17 protein-coding genes are annotated in these 16,103 nt (G+C 66.3%); 11 read left to right on the top strand and 6 right to left on the bottom strand.

Going from position 1 to position 16,103, the window contains the following annotated elements:
* The first annotated feature begins 73 nt into the window (after positions 1 to 73).
* From SBP01_RS16315 to SBP01_RS16290, 6 genes are all read left to right on the top strand, one after another.
* Positions 74 to 1,366, top strand: coding sequence for a sugar ABC transporter substrate-binding protein (locus SBP01_RS16315; protein WP_320536500.1), 1,293 nt, complete (start codon positions 74 to 76; stop codon positions 1,364 to 1,366).
* Between the two features lie 130 nt (positions 1,367 to 1,496).
* Positions 1,497 to 2,438, top strand: a complete 942-nt coding sequence (locus SBP01_RS16310; RefSeq protein ID WP_320536499.1) for a sugar ABC transporter permease — start codon at positions 1,497 to 1,499, stop codon at positions 2,436 to 2,438.
* Positions 2,435 to 3,310: a carbohydrate ABC transporter permease gene (locus tag SBP01_RS16305; RefSeq protein WP_275213156.1), complete on the top strand. Its 876-nt coding sequence runs from the start codon at positions 2,435 to 2,437 to the stop codon at positions 3,308 to 3,310. Before SBP01_RS16310 ends, SBP01_RS16305 begins: the two co-directional genes overlap by 4 nt.
* A gap of 6 nt (positions 3,311 to 3,316) precedes the next feature.
* Positions 3,317 to 4,465, top strand: coding sequence for a galactonate dehydratase (dgoD, locus tag SBP01_RS16300; RefSeq protein ID WP_320536497.1), 1,149 nt, complete (start codon positions 3,317 to 3,319; stop codon positions 4,463 to 4,465).
* Positions 4,466 to 4,470: 5 nt separating this feature from the next.
* Positions 4,471 to 5,154: a bifunctional 4-hydroxy-2-oxoglutarate aldolase/2-dehydro-3-deoxy-phosphogluconate aldolase gene (locus tag SBP01_RS16295; protein WP_275213159.1), complete on the top strand. Its 684-nt coding sequence runs from the start codon at positions 4,471 to 4,473 to the stop codon at positions 5,152 to 5,154.
* Positions 5,151 to 6,140, top strand: coding sequence for a sugar kinase (locus tag SBP01_RS16290; protein WP_320536495.1), 990 nt, complete (start codon positions 5,151 to 5,153; stop codon positions 6,138 to 6,140). The genes SBP01_RS16295 and SBP01_RS16290 overlap by 4 nt, the downstream gene beginning before the upstream one ends.
* Positions 6,141 to 6,155: 15 nt before the next feature.
* Here SBP01_RS16290 and SBP01_RS16285 read toward each other — a convergent pair whose 3' ends face one another.
* Both SBP01_RS16285 and SBP01_RS16280 read right to left on the bottom strand, forming a co-directional pair.
* On the bottom strand, positions 6,156 to 7,019 hold the full coding sequence (locus SBP01_RS16285) for an oxidoreductase (protein ID WP_320536494.1): 864 nt from the start codon (positions 7,017 to 7,019) through the stop codon (positions 6,156 to 6,158).
* Between the two features lie 197 nt (positions 7,020 to 7,216).
* The gene (locus SBP01_RS16280; RefSeq protein ID WP_320536492.1) at positions 7,217 to 8,326 is read right to left on the bottom strand and encodes a DNA alkylation repair protein; all 1,110 of its coding nucleotides are present in this window, start codon (positions 8,324 to 8,326) and stop codon (positions 7,217 to 7,219) included.
* Between the two features lie 66 nt (positions 8,327 to 8,392).
* Between SBP01_RS16280 and SBP01_RS16275 the strand changes: the two genes are divergently transcribed.
* The gene (locus SBP01_RS16275) at positions 8,393 to 9,190 is read left to right on the top strand and encodes a phosphatase PAP2 family protein (RefSeq protein WP_275213166.1); all 798 of its coding nucleotides are present in this window, start codon (positions 8,393 to 8,395) and stop codon (positions 9,188 to 9,190) included.
* 7 nt (positions 9,191 to 9,197) lie between these two features.
* Here SBP01_RS16275 and SBP01_RS16270 read toward each other — a convergent pair whose 3' ends face one another.
* Positions 9,198 to 9,518 carry a MerR family transcriptional regulator gene (locus tag SBP01_RS16270; protein ID WP_320536490.1) on the bottom strand — a complete coding sequence of 107 codons (321 nt, stop codon included), beginning with the start codon at positions 9,516 to 9,518 and terminating at the stop codon, positions 9,198 to 9,200.
* A 144-nt stretch (positions 9,519 to 9,662) separates the two neighbouring features.
* Between SBP01_RS16270 and SBP01_RS16265 the strand changes: the two genes are divergently transcribed.
* The 3 genes from SBP01_RS16265 (at position 9,663) to SBP01_RS16255 (ending at position 10,932) form a co-directional block, all read left to right on the top strand.
* Complete coding sequence (locus SBP01_RS16265; RefSeq protein ID WP_275213470.1) at positions 9,663 to 10,085, top strand: Hsp20/alpha crystallin family protein; 423 nt, start codon at positions 9,663 to 9,665, stop codon at positions 10,083 to 10,085.
* 74 nt (positions 10,086 to 10,159) lie between these two features.
* Positions 10,160 to 10,528 carry a J domain-containing protein gene (locus tag SBP01_RS16260; RefSeq protein WP_320536489.1) on the top strand — a complete coding sequence of 123 codons (369 nt, stop codon included), beginning with the start codon at positions 10,160 to 10,162 and terminating at the stop codon, positions 10,526 to 10,528.
* Between the two features lie 26 nt (positions 10,529 to 10,554).
* The gene (locus SBP01_RS16255) at positions 10,555 to 10,932 is read left to right on the top strand and encodes a hypothetical protein (RefSeq protein WP_320536488.1); all 378 of its coding nucleotides are present in this window, start codon (positions 10,555 to 10,557) and stop codon (positions 10,930 to 10,932) included.
* On the opposite strand, the gene SBP01_RS16250 is transcribed toward SBP01_RS16255, so the two are convergent.
* A complete protein-coding gene (locus SBP01_RS16250) occupies positions 10,924 to 12,402 on the bottom strand; it encodes an AAA family ATPase (protein WP_275213171.1) in 1,479 nt (492 codons plus the stop codon). The two genes, SBP01_RS16255 and SBP01_RS16250, sit on opposite strands and share 9 nt — an antisense overlap.
* Positions 12,403 to 12,499: 97 nt before the next feature.
* Between SBP01_RS16250 and SBP01_RS16245 the strand changes: the two genes are divergently transcribed.
* Positions 12,500 to 14,068 carry a glycoside hydrolase family 1 protein gene (locus SBP01_RS16245; protein ID WP_320536487.1) on the top strand — a complete coding sequence of 523 codons (1,569 nt, stop codon included), beginning with the start codon at positions 12,500 to 12,502 and terminating at the stop codon, positions 14,066 to 14,068.
* Positions 14,069 to 14,074: 6 nt separating this feature from the next.
* Here the strand turns inward: SBP01_RS16245 and SBP01_RS16240 are convergent, their stop codons facing one another.
* A complete protein-coding gene (locus tag SBP01_RS16240) occupies positions 14,075 to 15,160 on the bottom strand; it encodes an App1 family protein (RefSeq protein ID WP_275213174.1) in 1,086 nt (361 codons plus the stop codon).
* A 67-nt stretch (positions 15,161 to 15,227) separates the two neighbouring features.
* The gene (locus tag SBP01_RS16235; RefSeq protein ID WP_275213175.1) at positions 15,228 to 15,959 is read right to left on the bottom strand and encodes a DUF72 domain-containing protein; all 732 of its coding nucleotides are present in this window, start codon (positions 15,957 to 15,959) and stop codon (positions 15,228 to 15,230) included.
* Between the last annotated feature and the right edge of the window lie 144 nt (positions 15,960 to 16,103).

Genomic DNA, 16,103 nt, shown 5'->3' with positions numbered 1-16,103 from the left:
TCCAGAGCAGATGTAAAGAGGCATTTGTATGTGGCTGGACAGTGACGTCAGCCCGGAAAAGCAAGGAGTCGTTATGAAGCGACGTTCAGTAGTGAAGTATGCGGCAGTGGCCGCCGCGCTCTCGCTGGGGCTGACAGCCTGCGGCGGCAGCGGCAGCAGCGACGCAAAGGGATCGGGAACAGTCCGCGTGACGCTGGCCAACCACGTCTGGACCGAAGGCATCAAGGCAGCCATCCCCGAATTTGAGAAGTCCAGCGGCCTCAAGGTCGAGCTGACCCAGCTCGGTGAAGACCAGCTCTCGGACCAGTACAACGTCAAGCTCAACGCCGGCAGCGACGAGATCGACGTGATGATGTATCGTCCGCTCCAGGAAGGCAAGGCGTTCGCTAAGAACGGCTACCTCGCGGACCTGACCAGCAAGGTGTCCTCGGATTCCAACTGGGACTGGAAGGACTACCAGGAGGGCCCGGTCAAGGCCACCACTGCTGACGGCAAGGTGGTGGGTGTCCCCATCATCACCGAGCGTGAGGTCCTTTACTACCGCAAGGACCTGCTGAAGGCCGCCGGCCTTGAAGTTCCCAAGACGATGGAAGAGCTCGAAGCGGCCGCCAAGGCCATCAAGGCAGCAAACCCGGACACCGCCGGATTCGTGGCCCGCACCGGCAAGTCCGCGGCCGTCACCCAGTTCTCCAGCTTCCTCTACAGCTTCGGTGGCGATTTCACCGATTCCAGCGGCAAATCCACCGTCAATTCGGATGCTGCCAAGAAGGCCTACGCCTTCTACGGCGGACTGATCAAGAACTACGGCCCGGCCAATGTCAGCACCGACATGAGCTGGCCCGAGGCCATGGCCATCTTCACCCAGGGCAAGGCGGCCTTCTACACCGAGGCTGATTCGCTCTACAAGAACGCCACCGACCCGGCCAAGTCCAAGGTTGCTGATTCGGTTGGGTTCGCTGCCCTGCCCGCCGGCCCCGCCGGTTCCAAGCCGTACAACATCCCGTCATGGGGCCTCGCAGTCAACCAGGCTTCGGCCAACCAGGACAACGCCTGGAAGTTCATCGAATGGGCCACCAGCAAGGAACGCACCCTCGCGGCGCAGAAGGCCGGCGTCCCCGGACCCCGCGCCTCTGTTTGGGCCAACTCTGAAGGCACGTCCACGTACCCGAAGGACCTTGCCGAGGCCATCGCAGTCAGCGCCAAGAACGGCGTCGGCCACGACCGTCCCCAGGTAGTCACGGTGGGCAAGGCACGTGAAATCGTTGGCGAGCCGATCGTTGCCAGCATCACCGGCGCGGACGCTTCCGCTGCCGCTGACTCGGCCCACGAGGCCTTCCAGAAGTTCCTGGACAGCGAAAAGAAGTAACGCACCCGGTGCACCAACGCGGGCACCCCACCCCGGTGCACCACCCAGCCGGGGCGGGACGGCAGCGACGCTGCCCTCCCGCCCCGGCCGCACTTCACCACCCCAACTCTTGAGGCGAACCATGTCTGTAATGACTTCTCCCCGCAGCGCAGCCCGGAATTCAGGCCGTGCCCCCAACGGCCGCGAAAAATTCTCCGACTGGGCCAACGCACACCGGAAATGGCTATTCGCCGCCCCGGCCATGGCCTTCGTGGGCGTCCTGATCGTGTTCCCGCTGGCCTGGACCCTGTACCTGAGCCTCACCGACTCGCAGGGATCCGTCCGGGCGGCCACCGAGTTCATCGGCCTGGAAAACTACCTGACCGTCCTGTCCGACGTCGAACGCTTCTGGCCCGCGGTGGGCCGCACCCTGACCTTCACCGGCATTGCCCTGGTCTGCGAAGTGGTTCTGGGCATGGGCATCGCGCTGCTGCTCTGGCGGCCGTTCCGCGGCGAGAAGTGGGTGCGCGTGGCCATCCTGCTGCCGCTCGTGGCAACGCCGGTGGCCGTGGGCATGATGTGGCGGCTGATCTTCGATCCCAACATCGGCTTCGCGAACCAGCTGCTCGCCGCCGTGGGAATTCCGGCGCAGCCCTGGCTCTCAGGCCAGGACACCGCGCTGGGCACCACCATCTTCATGGACGTGTGGCAATGGACCCCCATGGTGGTCCTCATCCTGCTGGCCGGCCTGACGTCGCTCTCCGAGGAGCCCGATGAGGCGGCCCGGATGGACGGCGCCAACGCGTTCCAGCGCTTCTTCTTCATCACCCTTCCCCTCATGATGCCCACGGTGATCGTGGCCATCCTGCTCCGGGGCATCGACGCCCTGAAGACCTTTGACATCCTGTACGCCACCAAGGGCAAGGGCGGCGGCTCCTTCCACGAGGTGGAGACCCTGAACGTCTACGCCTATGGCCTGAGCTTCGACTACAACCAGTACGGGCTGTCCTCCGCGGTGCTGATCCTGTTCTTCATGATCATCATCGGCTCCATGTGGCTGCTGACCATGCGCAAGAAAGCGGTAAGCAAATGAGCGTCCTGACCCAAAACCAGACGTCCGCGGGGCAGCCGCTCCGCCGCCCCAGGAAACCCCTCGGGACCCGTGCCTACAAGGTGTTCCGCGTGGTGGCGCTGATCGCTGTGGTCCTGTTCCTGATCGCACCCCTGATCTGGATGCTGCTCGCCTCGCTGAAGACCAATGTGGACATTTACGACACCGCCAAATCGTTCATCTTCAGCCCCACGTTCGAGAATTACGCGAACGTCCTCCAGCGCAACAACTACTTCGTCTTCATCTTCAACAGTTTCTGGGTGGCGTTCGTTTCCACGGCCCTCTCGCTGGTGCTGGGCGTCCCGGCCGCGTACGCCATGAGCCGGTTCACCATGCACCGTTCCGCCCTGGTGGTCCTGATGGCCCGCGTCATTCCCGGCGTTTCGCTGTTGGTGCCCTGGTACTACGTGTTCTCCAACCTGAAAATGGTGGGCGGCTTCGAGGTGCTGATCCTCAGCCACATGTTCGTGGCGCTGCCTCTGATCGTGTACATCATGATGAGCTACTTCGATTCCCTCCCGCTGGAACTGGAGGAATCGGCCCAGGTGGACGGTCTCACCCCCATCGGCGCGTTCCAGCGCATCACGCTGCCGCTCTCGGTCGCGGGTATGGCCACCGCGGGCATCCTGAGCTTCATATTCTCGTGGAACAACTTCATGTTCGCCCTGGTGTTGTCCGGGTCCAAGACCAAGACGCTGCCCGTGGCCATCTTCGACTTCGTCTCCTACGCCAGCATCGACTGGGGTGGACTCATGGCGGCGGCCACCGTGGTGACCATCCCCATCATGATCATTGCGCTCTTCACGCAGAAATACATCGTGTCCGGCATGACCGCCGGCGCCACCAAGGGCTAGGCCAAGATGACCATCATCAGCAGAATCGAAACCTTCCTGGTCGCACCCCGGTGGCTGTTTGTGCGGATCGAGACGGACAGCGGAATCGTCGGCTGGGGCGAGGCAACCTGCGAGGGGCGCAGCGAAACGGTGCGCACCGCCGTCGAACAGCTCTCGGAGCTGCTGATCGGCAACGATGCCCTCCGGATCGAGGACCACTGGCAGGTCATGACCAAGGGCTCCTTCTACCGGGGCGGGCCCATCCTGGCCAGCGCGGTTTCCGGGCTGGACCAGGCACTATGGGACATCGCCGGCAAGCACTTCAACACCCCGGTGCATCAGCTCCTGGGCGGCCATGTCCGCGACCGGATCCGGATGTACGGCTGGGTGGGCGGGGATGAGCCCAACGAGGTGGCGGACCAGATCAGCGCCCAGCTGGAAGTGGGCCTCACCGCCGTCAAGATGAACGCCAGCGGCCGGATGAGTCCGGTCGCCTCGGTGGCAGAGATCGACGGCGTCATCCGCCGTGTTGCCGCGGCCCGCGAAGTGCTGGGGGAGCACCGCGACGTGGCAGTGGATTTCCACGGCCGCTTCAGCCTGGCCAACGCCCGGCGGGTGGCGCCGCTGCTGGAGCCGTACCGGCCGTTCTTCCTTGAGGAGCCGGTGGTGCCGGAGAACACGCACCTGCTGCGCGAATTCACCTCCTCCACCACCACACCGGTTTCCACCGGTGAGCGGCTATACAACCGGCAGGAATTCCTGCCGGCGCTGCAGGCCGGCATCGCCGTGGCACAGCCGGATCTCTCCCACGCCGGCGGCATCACGGAGGTGCGCAAGATCGCCTCGCTCGCGGAAATCTACGACGTCCAGCTCGCCCCGCACTGCCCGCTCGGCCCCCTGGCCCTGGCGGCCTGCCTGCAGGTTGGCTTCGCCACGCCCAACTTTCTGATCCAGGAACAAAGCATCGGCATCCACTACAACAAGGGCGCCGAAGTGCTGGACTACGTGGTGGACAAGACCCCGCTGAAGTTCGTGGATGGCCACATTGAACGGCTGACCGGACCGGGCCTCGGCATCGAAATCGACGAAGCGGTGGTCCGCGCCGCGGACAAGCGCGGCCACGCCTGGCGCGGGCCGGTCTGGCGCCACGCGGACGGAGCCTTTGCAGAATGGTGAACCACATGAATGCTGTCAGCCCCGAAACCCTGCTCGCCGGAATCAAGGAGGCCAGGCTCGTGGCCATCGTCCGGGGCACGGCCGGTGCGGCCGCCGCGAAGGCGGCCCTCGCCGCGATGGAGGAAGGCTTCCGGTTCGTCGAAATCGCCCTGACCACGCCCGGTGCCCTTGACGCGATCCGTGAGGTACGGGCCGCGGCGCCCGCCGGCTGCTACGTCGGCGGGGGAACGGTGCTGACGGCGCGGGACGTGGACAACGTGGCAGAGGCGGGCGGCCAGTTCATGGTGACGCCGGCGCTGGCCGCATCTATCGCCGAGTCCGCCCGGCAGGGGATTCCCGTCCTGGCCGGCGCCCTCACCCCGAGTGAGGCGTACGAGGCGATGAACCGCGGCGCCACGGCGGTCAAAATGTTTCCCGCGTCCATCGGCGGCCCCGGTTACCTGAAGGCCCTGCGCGACCCGTTCCCCGGAATCCCCTTTATCCCGGTGGGCGGGGTGGGCCTCGATGAAGCTGCAGGATATTGGGAAACGGGAGCGGTCGCCGTCGGGCTCGGCGGGCCGCTGTTTGGTACCGCCGGCTCCGGCGGCGACCTCGCGCCCATGCGGGAGCGTGCCCGGGCGTTTGTGGATCTCGCAGCCGCTTTCAACCGCCGGGCCGCCGCAGGCGCGGCGGGAGCAGGCACACGGTGAGTTCCGGCGTCGACCTTCTGACCTTCGGCGAGTCCATGGTCTCGCTGCGCTCCGCCGGGCCGCTGTCCGCCGGCGGGAGCCTGGCCATGCACGTGGCCGGTGCGGAATCGAATGTGGCCGTTGGGGTTGCCCGCCTGGGCCACAGCGTCAGCTGGGCCGGGGTCATCGGGGCGGACCCGCATGGCGAGTACATCCTCCGGCAGTTGCGCTCGGAGGGGATCCACGTCCGGCACCGGGTGGACGCGGTCCGAAGCACCGGGGTGATGTTCCTGGAGCAGCGGACGGCCGACCTCACCCGGGCGTTCTACTACCGCACCGGTTCCGCCGGTTCCACGCTCAGCCGGGACGACGTCGATCTCGCTTTGAACGCCGGCCCGCGTATCCTGCACCTGACCGGCATCACCGCCGCCCTCAGCGCCGCGGCGCGGGCAGCGTTCGGGTATGCGGCCGAGCGCGCCGCGGCGGAGGGCGTGCTGGTTTCCCTCGACGTGAACTACCGCAGCAGGCTCTGGACCCGGGACGAGGCGCGTGCCGTCCTGGCCCCGCTCGCCCGGCATGCGGACATCCTGGTCGCGTCCGACGACGAACTGGACCTCGTGGCAGCCGCTGGCCGGGGTGCCCATCCCTTTGGTGGCGCCACGTCCGACGACGCCGAGGCAACCGTTGCCCTCGAGCTCCTGGACCGCGGGGTCAGCGAAGTGGTAGTCAAGCGGGGTGCCCACGGAGCGGGCGTCCACACGGCCACCGGGCGGTTCGAGACGGCCGCCGTGGCCGTAACCAGCATCGACACTGTTGGCGCCGGGGATGCATTCACCGCCGGCTACCTCTCCGCCGTGCTTGACGGCGGCGACGTGCCGGCGAGGCTCGAACGCGGCGCGGTGATGGGGGCTTTCGCCGTCAGCACCGCCGGGGACTGGGAAGGGCTGCCCGGCCGGGATGAGCTGGACTTGCTTGCCGCCACCCAGAGCGGCGCCACCGTCCGCTGAGAGCAGAGGGATCCGCTAACGCTGCCCTGGTGTGAGGCCGCGACCCGGATTGGCCTGGATGTCCGTGCTGAGGCTGAGCTCGCGCCACCGGTCCAGGTCGGCGCGTTCTGCCTCTGCCACGGCGGCAAAGGCGCCGACGGCGTCCGTGCCCAGCACCAGCAAAGCCGGCGGCTCGGCGCTTTCGACAATGGCAATGATGGCTTCGGCGGCCCTGGCCGGGTCTCCCGGCTGGGTACCGTCAACGGTGTCGTTCTCCTTGCGGCGTTTACCCGCCGTCTCGGCGTAATCGTCGATTGGCTTCGCCGACTGGGTGAGTGACCGGCCGGCGAAGTCCGTTCGGAAGGCGCCGGGCTCCACGGCCGTGACGCTGATCCCGAGCGGCTGAAGCTCCTTGTGCAGGGAACCGGACAGGCCCTCCACAGCCGCCTTGGTGGCGGAGTAGTAGCCGGAACCTGCGGGCTTGATTCGGGCTCCGATGGACGAAATGTTGATGATGGCGCCGGACCTCCTGGCCCGCATGTCCGGAAGGACGGCCTTGATCATGTCCACGGTGCCAAAAACGTTTGTATCGAACAGTTGCCGGATGTCGGCGTCGTCCGCTTCTTCAACCGCGGCGCGGTAGCCGTATCCGGCGTTGTTAACCAGCACGTCGATCCCTCCGAAGCGGGCTTTGGCCTGCTCCACGGCCGATGTGATCCGGGCCCGATCGGTGACGTCGAGGGGCAGGGCCAACGCCCTGTCCGGATGGGCCGCCGCGATGTCCTCCACGGTGGTGACGTTGCGGGCCGTGACGACGGCGTTGTGCCCGTGCGCGAGGACGGCCTGGGCGAGGGCGCGGCCGAGGCCGGTTGAGCAGCCTGTGATGAGCCAGGTAGCCATGGGTTGGTTTCCTTTCGGGAGTGACAGGACGGACGGACTGCGTTCGTTCCACTAGCCAACCGCACATTCGCCGGCTGCGGGAGTGTCTGGTGAGACAGGTACCGGCGTTGCCTGTCAGGGGAGGGACGTTACGGAGCCGTTGCGGCGCGCGGTGTGTCGCGGCGCAAGACGGGCAGCGCGCGCCTGGTGGCCGCGCGTCAGGTCCGGACGTCGAACTCCGTGTGGCCGTGCCGGATGCCGTTGATCTGCAGTTCGAGGGCGTGCAGTCCGGCGTGGTGCACCCGCGTGGTCATGGGTCTGAAAGCGTGGCGCTTGGCCAGCGTTCGTGTTTCGCCCGCAGCAAGGGTCAGCGCCGCCAATTTGAAGATTTTCGCGGATTGGCTGCCGTTGGCTTTGCGGTAATGCACCGCATAGTCCACCGAAAGCCGGGCCTCCGCGGCGCCAGTGTTGGAGATGTCGAATTCGAACCGGAGGTCCGCCGGCATGGCCACCACCTGCCGGTCCAGCCGCAGGGCCGTCACAGCCACGGATGCCGGGGCAAACCCTTGAAGTGCCAGCGCACCCGGATGGCCCTTTTTGATCAGCGTCCGCAGGCCGTGCCGCACCACCCAGGCCGTGTTGGCATCCGGGGCCGCCAGCCAGTGGGCCGCGGTGGACACTGCGGCTTCCGGCGCATGGCGGGCCAGGTCGTTGAGGTGGTTGGCGACTGAGCGCCGGACGTAGTCCGAAGGGTCGCGGTAGAGGGCATTGAGTATGGGGAGTGTTGCCTCAGGCTGCTGGATCAGGGCGGGGATCCGCACCGCCCACGGAAGGTAGGCGCGGGTCCCCTCCGAAGCCAGGCGGCGGACGTGTTCATCGGGGTGCCCCGTCCACCCGAGGACTGCCCGCAGGGAAGCGTCCACGTCCCTGGCAATCAGCCGACGGATGGCAAACTCGGCGGTGAGCCGTGGCGTCAGTTCGGTGAGGAGCGCCAGGCAGTCAGCGAAGTCCGTGCCACTGTCCGATTCGAGGGCCAGCGTCACAGCCGCCTCGGAGACTGGCCACAGGACCCAGCCCGTAAATCCCGGGTCAGCCAGCGCGGCGCGAAAGGTAACAGCCGCCGTCGAAAAATCCTTCCCGGGGATCTGGCGGAAATCGGCCACGAGCGCAGCAGAGACCTTGTCCGTCCTGCCGCGGAGGCTGAGCTCGCTGAGCCCGGATGCCACCGCCATCACACTGGACCACCGGGTGCCTGGGGCCCGGTTCGCCAGGATGCCGGCAAGCGCTTGAACATTTCCGCGGTTGATCAGCTCGTTCATGGCACCCATCCGGTCAGGCTACAGGGATAGTCTTCATCTCAAGGAAATTTAACAGCGCAGGGACGGAAGTCGAACGTGGCAGAGCAGGCAGGATCGGGAAAAGCGGGGAATGGCGCGAGTTGGTGGCGCACTTTCCGTGAGAAGTTCGTGGTGGAAGAACGCTACATAGAGCCGGCGGCACGCAGGGGGCTGTACCGGGCAGCGGTGATCCTGATGGCGGTCGGCACCCTGGCGTTCGTCGTTGCGCTGGTGGGGGTGGTGCAAAGCGGGACAGCACCGTGGGGCCCGGACGAACCGATCCGGGACTGGCTGCTTGGCACCCGTTCCGAGACGCTCACCGCCGTGATGATCTTCCTCGCTGTGCTCTTCGGCCCGATCGCCTTGCCCATCATCGTGCTGGTGGTCACGGTGGCGTGGGGCTTCGCGGCAAAGCACGCCTGGCGGCCCATTGTCCTGGCCGCCGCGATGCTTACCGGGGTGATCATCTCCCAGATCATCCTGCAAATTGTCCGGCGGTCCCGTCCGCCGGTGGACCTGATGCTCTTTGGTGCCGACCATACATTCTCGTTTCCTTCAGGCCACGTCCTGGGGGCGTGCGACTTCCTGCTGGTGGGCACGTTTCTGATCTTCTCGCGGCGGGAAAACCCGCGGGCTGCCGTGCTGGGATTTGTAGGGGCGGGAATCGGCATTGTGCTGGCCATTGCCAGCAGGCTCTACCTTGGCTACCACTGGTTCAGCGACGCCTTCGCTTCGCTGTCCCTCTCGCTCATCATCCTGGGCGCCTACATTGCCTTGGATACCTGGCGCACCGCCCGGATCCCCGGCGAACGCATCACGGGCGAACTTTCCAAGGCCGACGCACCGGGCGACTAGTGCTGAGCTAGCGCTCGCGGAGTGAGCGTTCGCGTTTGAGGGCACGGCGCAACTTGGCGTTGGCGGCCTCAAGTTCGAGGACCTTGGCCACGCCGGCCAGGTTCAGTCCCTGCTCCAGCAGCTCTCCGATGTGAAGGAGAATGGCGATATCGGCGTCACTGTACTGGCGCGTCCCGCCGGAGGTCCGGGCGGGCCGCAGCAGGCCGCGCGTCTCGTAGAGGCGGATGTTCTGCTGCCCGGTGCCGGCCAGTTGGGCGGCCACCGAGATGGCATAAAGTGCCCGCCCGGACGGGGCTTGCGGTGCGCGTACTGAGGGTGGCTCGCTCATGCCGGCTCCCAAAATTTCTCTCGAAAATGTCTTGCCCCAGTTTCGCACGGGTGCTATAAAAAATCTATACCCACTGCCATAGATAGTTGGGTGGCGGGTATGGTACGGAATCATGCAACTGCATTGCTGAAGGAGTGGGAAATGATGTTGATGCGTACGGACCCGTTCCGTGAGCTGGACCGGCTCACCCAGCAGGTCTTCGGTACCGCGGCCCGTCCGGCTGCCATGCCCATGGACGCCTGGCAGGAAGACGGTGAGTTTGTTGTGGCGTTCGACCTGCCCGGTGTCAAAGTCGACAGCGTGGACTTGAACGTTGAGCGCAACGTCCTGACGGTGCGGGCGGAACGCCTGGACCCCACCCAGCCCAACGTTGAGCTGGTGGCCTCGGAACGTCCACGCGGTGTGTTCAGCCGCCAACTGATCCTCGGCGACACCCTGGACACGGAACACATCAAGGCCAGCTACGACCAGGGCGTCCTGACCCTGCGAATCCCCGTGACGGAGCAGGCCAAGCCGCGCAAGATCGAGATTGAAACAAAGGGCCAGATGCACGAGATCGGAGGTTAGCCCTTCCCCCGGGGGGCGCCGGCAGCCGTTGCCGGCGCCTCCTGCGCCCCACTGATAATTGCCGGAATGCCGTCATGACCAGTCAGCCGGATTTCTACGAGGTCCTGCGGGTGAAGCCAACTGCAAGCCAGCAGGAGATCTCCCGCGCCTACCGGGCCTTGATGCGCACCCATCATCCGGACCTCGGCGCGGACGGCGGCGCAACGGACGGCGGCGAGCTCTCGCGGGCCGAGTTGCTGCAGATCATGCAGGCCTTTTCGGTGCTGCGTGACCCCGCCCGGCGTGCGGCCTACGACCGAAGCCGCACCGGAACAAGCACACCAGGCGGGCAGGGTTCCGGTCCGGTCGTCATCCCGGTCCGGAGGGTGAACCGGCGCCATGTGCCCGCAGGCAACACCATCCGGATCACCCCGGTCCGCTGGGAAAGCGGGCCCTGGACCTAGCCCCATGCACACCAGAGGAGCCACCCATGAGCGATTGGCGTCGCTACGATTCCCATCTGATCCCCGCCTTCCAGGAACGCTTCGAAGCGCGCTGGGGTAAAGGCACCGCCCCGTTCCTGGACCCCGAAGCCCACGAAGAGCCGCTGCCGCGGGCGCAGTGGATCAACCCCGCAACCGGTGCGGCTCTGGCTGTGGTGCCGGTGTGGACGGCGGAGGAGCGTCAGCAGCGCTCATTCGGAGTGTTCTACCTACCGCCCGCCGGCGACATCTGGGTGCTGCGGCCGGGCTACACGGGCTACCTCGAACCGGCGGACGGCGATACCGAACACCTCGTCAGCCTCCGGAACGATGCCTACCGCAAGGCCGTGGCCCACGCCAAAGATTTCCTCTTCGGATCACAGTGAGGCCGGGCCCGAGAATTCTGGACCCGGGAAGCCGGGGACAGGCGGGCCTTGGAAACCCGGACCGGGAAAGCGGGATCCCGCTCCGGCCGTCGCATCCGGACCGCTGCCCAGCAGGCTGCGGGTGAGTGTTTCGGCGTCGGCCATCAGGTCCTCAACCGCGGCGCTGAGGTGGGCATCGGACACCGGACCGCCTTCCAGCGCAGCGGCCACCACCGCGCGGCGGACCAGTTCACGGGCAAAGGACGCGGTGGTCCCCTCGGTCTGTTCCGCGGCCGCGTCGAGGGCCGCAGGGCTGAAAGCCACCAGCCTGCCGTACAGCTCCAGCAACCGGACCCGCTCGGCGTGGGCCGGCAGGGGAATCTCGACGGCCAGGTCCACCCTGCCGGGCCGTTGCGCCAGTGCCCGCTCTAGCATGTCGGGCCGGTTGGTGGTGAGGACAAAGGCCACATCGGCGTCCGGGTCCAGGCCGTCCATCGCATCCAGCACTTCGAACAAAAGCGGCTGCGGCCCGTGCCCGAAGCTCCGGTCCTCGGCGATGAGGTCGCAGTCCTCCAGCACCACAATGGACGGCTGGAGCGCCCGTGCCATGCGGGCGGCGTCGGAGATCCGGGCCAGTGAACCGCCGGAGAGGAGGATCGCCGTAGAGCCTTCACTCAGGCTGAGCAGATGGCGCACGGTGTGCGTCTTTCCGGTTCCCGGCCTGCCGTAGAGCAGGATGCCGCGTTTGAGGTGCTGGCCGTGGTCCCGGAGCGACTCGCGGTGGGTGGCAATTCCAACCGTGTGGTCCACCACCTTCTGGAGCAGCCCCGCGGGCAGGATAACGTCCGACGCCGGGAGGCTGGGGCGGTGATGGAACGTCACCCCCGCCGTGCTGGGGCCGTACTCGGACATCACCAGGGAAATGACCTGGCCCTTGAGGACGCTGTTGTTTTCCATCCGGAGGCGGAACTCCGCCAGGAAGTGCGTGGCCGCTTCCGGGTTGGCGGCCATCACCTCCAGCGAGGCGGCCTGGCGGCCGGAACGCGGTTCCGCGTTGCGCTGCAGCACCGCCAGCGGGCTTCCCGCGAAGGCGAAAAGCCAGAGGCCGAACGCCACGGCCTGCCGCTGTTTGTCCGGCCCCACCGCCAGGTTGGCGTAGTCAGGCTGGGCAAGGGGAAACTGGGGAAAGAGCTGGGACTGCTGGACCATATCGCTGAAGGACTGGTGGTGGCGCTGGCCGCCGCCGCCAATCCCCGTCAACCTGCCGGCGGGGTCCTGCGCGGCGAGTTCTGCCATCACGATGTCCGCGTCCACAAACCTGTGTGCCGGGATCATCTCCTCGATCACGGAGACGCCCTCGGCAGTTACGCCCAGATGCTCCGTCAAAGCCTCAAGGAGTTGTTGGCCTTCCTGTTGCCGGTGCCTTCCGGCCTGCGCCAGTTGTACCAGCGCACCAAAGTTGTCGATGAACTTCCCCAGTTTTTCATCCATGCCCAGACCCTAGCAGTCCGCTCCGACAGAGACCCCGCGGTATAGCATTCTCAGTGGTACCCGTTCGCACGTCTTCACATCACTAAGGGCTGACACCATGCATATTTCCGCCAAAGACCTGGCAGCCCTCATCCCCGCGGACTTCACGTTGGGCGTGGCCACGGCAGCCTTCCAGATTGAGGGTGCGCTCACCGAGGACGGCCGGGGCCCGGCCGGCTGGGATGTGTTTGCGGCCAAACCAGGGTCCATCGTCGAGGACCAGAGCCCCGCCGTTGCCTGCGATCACTACCACCGCATGCCGCAGGATGTGGCACTGATGAAACAACTCGGCGTCGACTCCTACCGGTTTTCCCTGTCCTGGTCCCGCATCCAATCCACCGGGAGCGGCCCGGTGAACCCCGCAGGCCTGGCTTTTTACGACCGGCTCCTTGATGAGCTGCTCGCCAACGGCATTTCCCCGATGCTGACGCTTTATCACTGGGACACGCCGCTGGCCCTGGACGACGCCGGCGGCTGGATGAACCGGGACACCGCCTACCGGCTCGGGGAGTTTGCCGCGATCGCCGCGGAGGCCTACGGGGACAGGGTGGCGCGCTGGTGCACCATCAACGAGCCCGCCACCGTCACCACCAACGGCTACACCCTGGGACTGCACTCGCCCGGCGAGGCCCTGATGCTCAACGCATTTCCCACCGTTCACCACCAGCTGCTCGGTCACGGGCTGGCCCTGCAGGCCCTGCGTGCGGCAGGAGTCCCCGGGGAAATTGGCATGACCAACGTCTACTCGCCCATGGTTCCCAAAACGATCAACCCCCTGGACAAAATCAGCGCCAGCCTGATGGACCTCGCACAGAACCGGGTCTACGCGGATCCGGTCCTCACCGGTAAATACCCGGACCTGGTCCGGGCCGCGAAATTCTTCAGCTCCTTTGAGCACCCGGACGAAGACATGGCGATCATTTCCCAGCCGCTGGATTTCTATGGCCTGAACTACTACATGCCCACCAAGGTGGCGGTGGGCCCGGGTGAGGGCGCCGTGCCCGCGAGCATGGCCGAGGCCATGGGAAGCGACCTGAGTGCGGCCGGCAGTGGCGGCACGCCGTTCCATGTGGAGACGTGGCCCGAAGCCGACATCACGTCCTACGGCTGGCCCGTGAAACCGGAGTACATGAAGGTGGCGCTCAAGGAAATGGCCGAGCGGTACCCGAACCTGCCTCCCGTGATCATCACCGAAGGCGGTGCCAGCTTCGAGGACATCATTGTGCGGGACAAGTCCACCAACACCGCGTTCATCCCGGACGAGCGGCGCCTTAAGTACCTCTCGGACCACATCCAGGCGGCGCTGGAGGCCACGGGCCCGGGCGGCGAGGCTGAGTCCATCGACCTGCGCGGCTACTACGTGTGGTCACTGCTGGACAATTTCGAATGGTCCGCGGGCTACAAACAGCCCTTCGGCCTGCTCCACGTCAATTTCGAGACACTCGAGCGGACGCCCAAAGCCTCGTATTTCTGGTTCCAGGAGCTGATTGAGGAACGAAACCTGGTTACAGTGGCGGAAACCGCCGTCGCACAGGCCATGGAACCCGACACGCTGGCGGAACCGGACGCGCTGGTGGAGCCGGATGCGCTGGAGGGCAGCGGTGTTGAACACGAGGCCGGTGTTTAGCCGGACCTAGAGCAGGTCCAGGCTCTTGAGCTGCTTGGCCATTCCGGCGCCGTCCGGCGAATAGATCCACGGCACCACCGAGGTGGTGTGGTCCCCGTCCTCTGAGTGGCCGCCAGCAAACACGGACTCGCTGACGGACAGCTGCCGAATGGCGATGGCGGCCACGAGGTCGCCGTGGTCCTGGGCAAAACCGGAGTAGATCTGCTCATCGTGCTGGCCGTTGTCGCCGATGAGCAGCCAGCGCATATCCGGGAACTCCTTGGCCAGGCGTTCCAGGTTGCGGTGCTTGTGCTCCTGCCCGCTGCGGAACCAGCGGTCCTGGGTGAGGCCCCAGTCCGTGAGCAGGAGGGCGCCCGAGGGGTACATGTTCCGGCTCAGGAACCGCTTCAGGGTGGGGGCCGCGTTCCATGGGCCGGTGGACAGGTAAATCACCGGGGCGTCGGGGTGTTCAATGGTGAGCCGATCCAGCAGGACGGCCATCCCGGGCGTGGCCATCCGGGCCCGTTCGCTGAGCACAAACGTGTTCCACAGCGCCAGGAAGGGCCTGGGGAGGGCGGTCACCATGACGGTGTCATCGATGTCGGAGACGATGCCGAACTTTGCCTTGGCGTCGATCACCTGGATCAGGGTTTCCACCGGTTCGGTCCCGTCAGCCCGCAGGACAGCGGTGTGCCAGCCCGGCGAAAGCCTGACGTCCACCACCGTGTCGATCAGCCCGCCCCGGTCCGCCTTGACGTGGGTGGTGACATCACCGATGGTAATTTCCACATCGGTGTACTGCATGGGCACGCTGGTGAAGGCGCGCCAGCCGCGGATGTTCTGGGTGCCGTTGAGGGCAGCATGCTCGGCCACGCTGCCGGGAGCGGGCCTTCTGGTCAGCAGGACACGGCCAAGAACACGCACCCACCCTGTGGATGACCCGTAGCCCTGGTAGGCGATGGTCTGCGGTGCGAAATTCCACCGTCCCGCGAGCCGGATCCGCGTTCCGTTGACGGCGTCCGAGATCCGGTGGGCCAGACGGAACAGTTTCGTCCCCGAAAGCTGTGCCGGGTGCGGGGTGTTCTGGGGTGCGTGCTGAGGAGCCCTGTCCATCCCTCCACTCTGCCACAGCGCAACGCTGCGCAGGGCACCTGCGTCACTACCGCCATCGGGCGTGACATCAGCCGGCGCCAACGAACCAGCGCAGTGTCTCGGCGTTCCGCACCGCGTTCCCGCCCCCGTCGTTGTTGAAATAGGCGTAGACGTCCAGGCCGCTCCCGGCCCACTCGCGGATGCGGTCGGCCCACCACTGCAGGTCAGCGTCAGAGTAGGAACCGCCGTAGAGATGCTCGTGGTCGGGGCCGTGGAGCCGGACATACACGAAGGGTGCCGTGGCACGCAGGATGCAGGGGAGCCGGGCGCCGCTCATGATGCAGTAGGCAGCGCCGTGCCGTTCCAGCAGGGCGTAAACGTCCTCGTGGTCCCAGCTGGGGTGCCGGAATTCAACGCTCACCCGGATCCACCACGGGACCGCGCCGAGGAAATAATCCAGGCGCGCATCATCGCGTTCCATCTGCGGCGGGAGCTGGACCAGCAGGACGGCCCGTTTGTCCCCCAGCTCATGCCAGCATCGGGCAATCCGCTCCAGCCAGACCTCAGGCTGATACAGCTTCTTGCCGTGGGTCAGGCCGCGGGGTGCCTTGACGGACATGGCGAACCCGTCCGGGAGCCGGCGGCGCCAGCTGGCGAACGAGGTATCGCGCGGCCAGCGGTAGAAGCTGGCGTTCAATTCCACCGTGCTGAAACGGGCAACATAGTGCTGAAGCCTGTCCCGGGGCGGCAGGCCCGGCGGGTACAGGACACCCTCCCAATGGTCGTAACTCCAACCGGACGTGCCGATGTACACGGCCACGCTACGCCGGTCCCGGGAGTGAGGGGTGCATGATTGAGCCTCCGTGTTCGGGGACGGACCTTGCACTCAGGCTACCGGGCTGTACTGGACCGGCGGGCGGGTGTGTTGCCGTCCGGGTCCCCTCCTCACGCCCGGCCCATCCGT

Origin of the sequence: Pseudarthrobacter sp. IC2-21 (genome assembly GCF_034048115.1) — a bacterium.
GTDB classification, from domain to species: Bacteria; Actinomycetota; Actinomycetes; order Actinomycetales; family Micrococcaceae; genus Arthrobacter; species Arthrobacter naphthalenicus.
This window is presented reverse-complemented; position numbering and strand designations above follow the sequence as displayed.

Coding starts and splice junctions, on each gene's coding strand:
- SBP01_RS16280 (WP_320536492.1), bottom strand. CDS start 8,326: ATGGGTGCCATGAACGAGCTGATCAACCGCGGAAATGTTCAAGCGCTT.
- SBP01_RS16255 (WP_320536488.1), top strand. CDS start 10,555: ATGAGCGATTGGCGTCGCTACGATTCCCATCTGATCCCCGCCTTCCAG.
- SBP01_RS16310 (WP_320536499.1), top strand. CDS start 1,497: ATGACTTCTCCCCGCAGCGCAGCCCGGAATTCAGGCCGTGCCCCCAAC.
- SBP01_RS16245 (WP_320536487.1), top strand. CDS start 12,500: ATGCATATTTCCGCCAAAGACCTGGCAGCCCTCATCCCCGCGGACTTC.
- SBP01_RS16265 (WP_275213470.1), top strand. CDS start 9,663: ATGTTGATGCGTACGGACCCGTTCCGTGAGCTGGACCGGCTCACCCAG.
- SBP01_RS16305 (WP_275213156.1), top strand. CDS start 2,435: ATGAGCGTCCTGACCCAAAACCAGACGTCCGCGGGGCAGCCGCTCCGC.
- SBP01_RS16250 (WP_275213171.1), bottom strand. CDS start 12,402: ATGGATGAAAAACTGGGGAAGTTCATCGACAACTTTGGTGCGCTGGTA.
- SBP01_RS16260 (WP_320536489.1), top strand. CDS start 10,160: ATGACCAGTCAGCCGGATTTCTACGAGGTCCTGCGGGTGAAGCCAACT.
- dgoD (WP_320536497.1), top strand. CDS start 3,317: ATGACCATCATCAGCAGAATCGAAACCTTCCTGGTCGCACCCCGGTGG.
- SBP01_RS16295 (WP_275213159.1), top strand. CDS start 4,471: ATGAATGCTGTCAGCCCCGAAACCCTGCTCGCCGGAATCAAGGAGGCC.
- SBP01_RS16285 (WP_320536494.1), bottom strand. CDS start 7,019: ATGGCTACCTGGCTCATCACAGGCTGCTCAACCGGCCTCGGCCGCGCC.
- SBP01_RS16240 (WP_275213174.1), bottom strand. CDS start 15,160: ATGGACAGGGCTCCTCAGCACGCACCCCAGAACACCCCGCACCCGGCA.
- SBP01_RS16315 (WP_320536500.1), top strand. CDS start 74: ATGAAGCGACGTTCAGTAGTGAAGTATGCGGCAGTGGCCGCCGCGCTC.
- SBP01_RS16270 (WP_320536490.1), bottom strand. CDS start 9,518: ATGAGCGAGCCACCCTCAGTACGCGCACCGCAAGCCCCGTCCGGGCGG.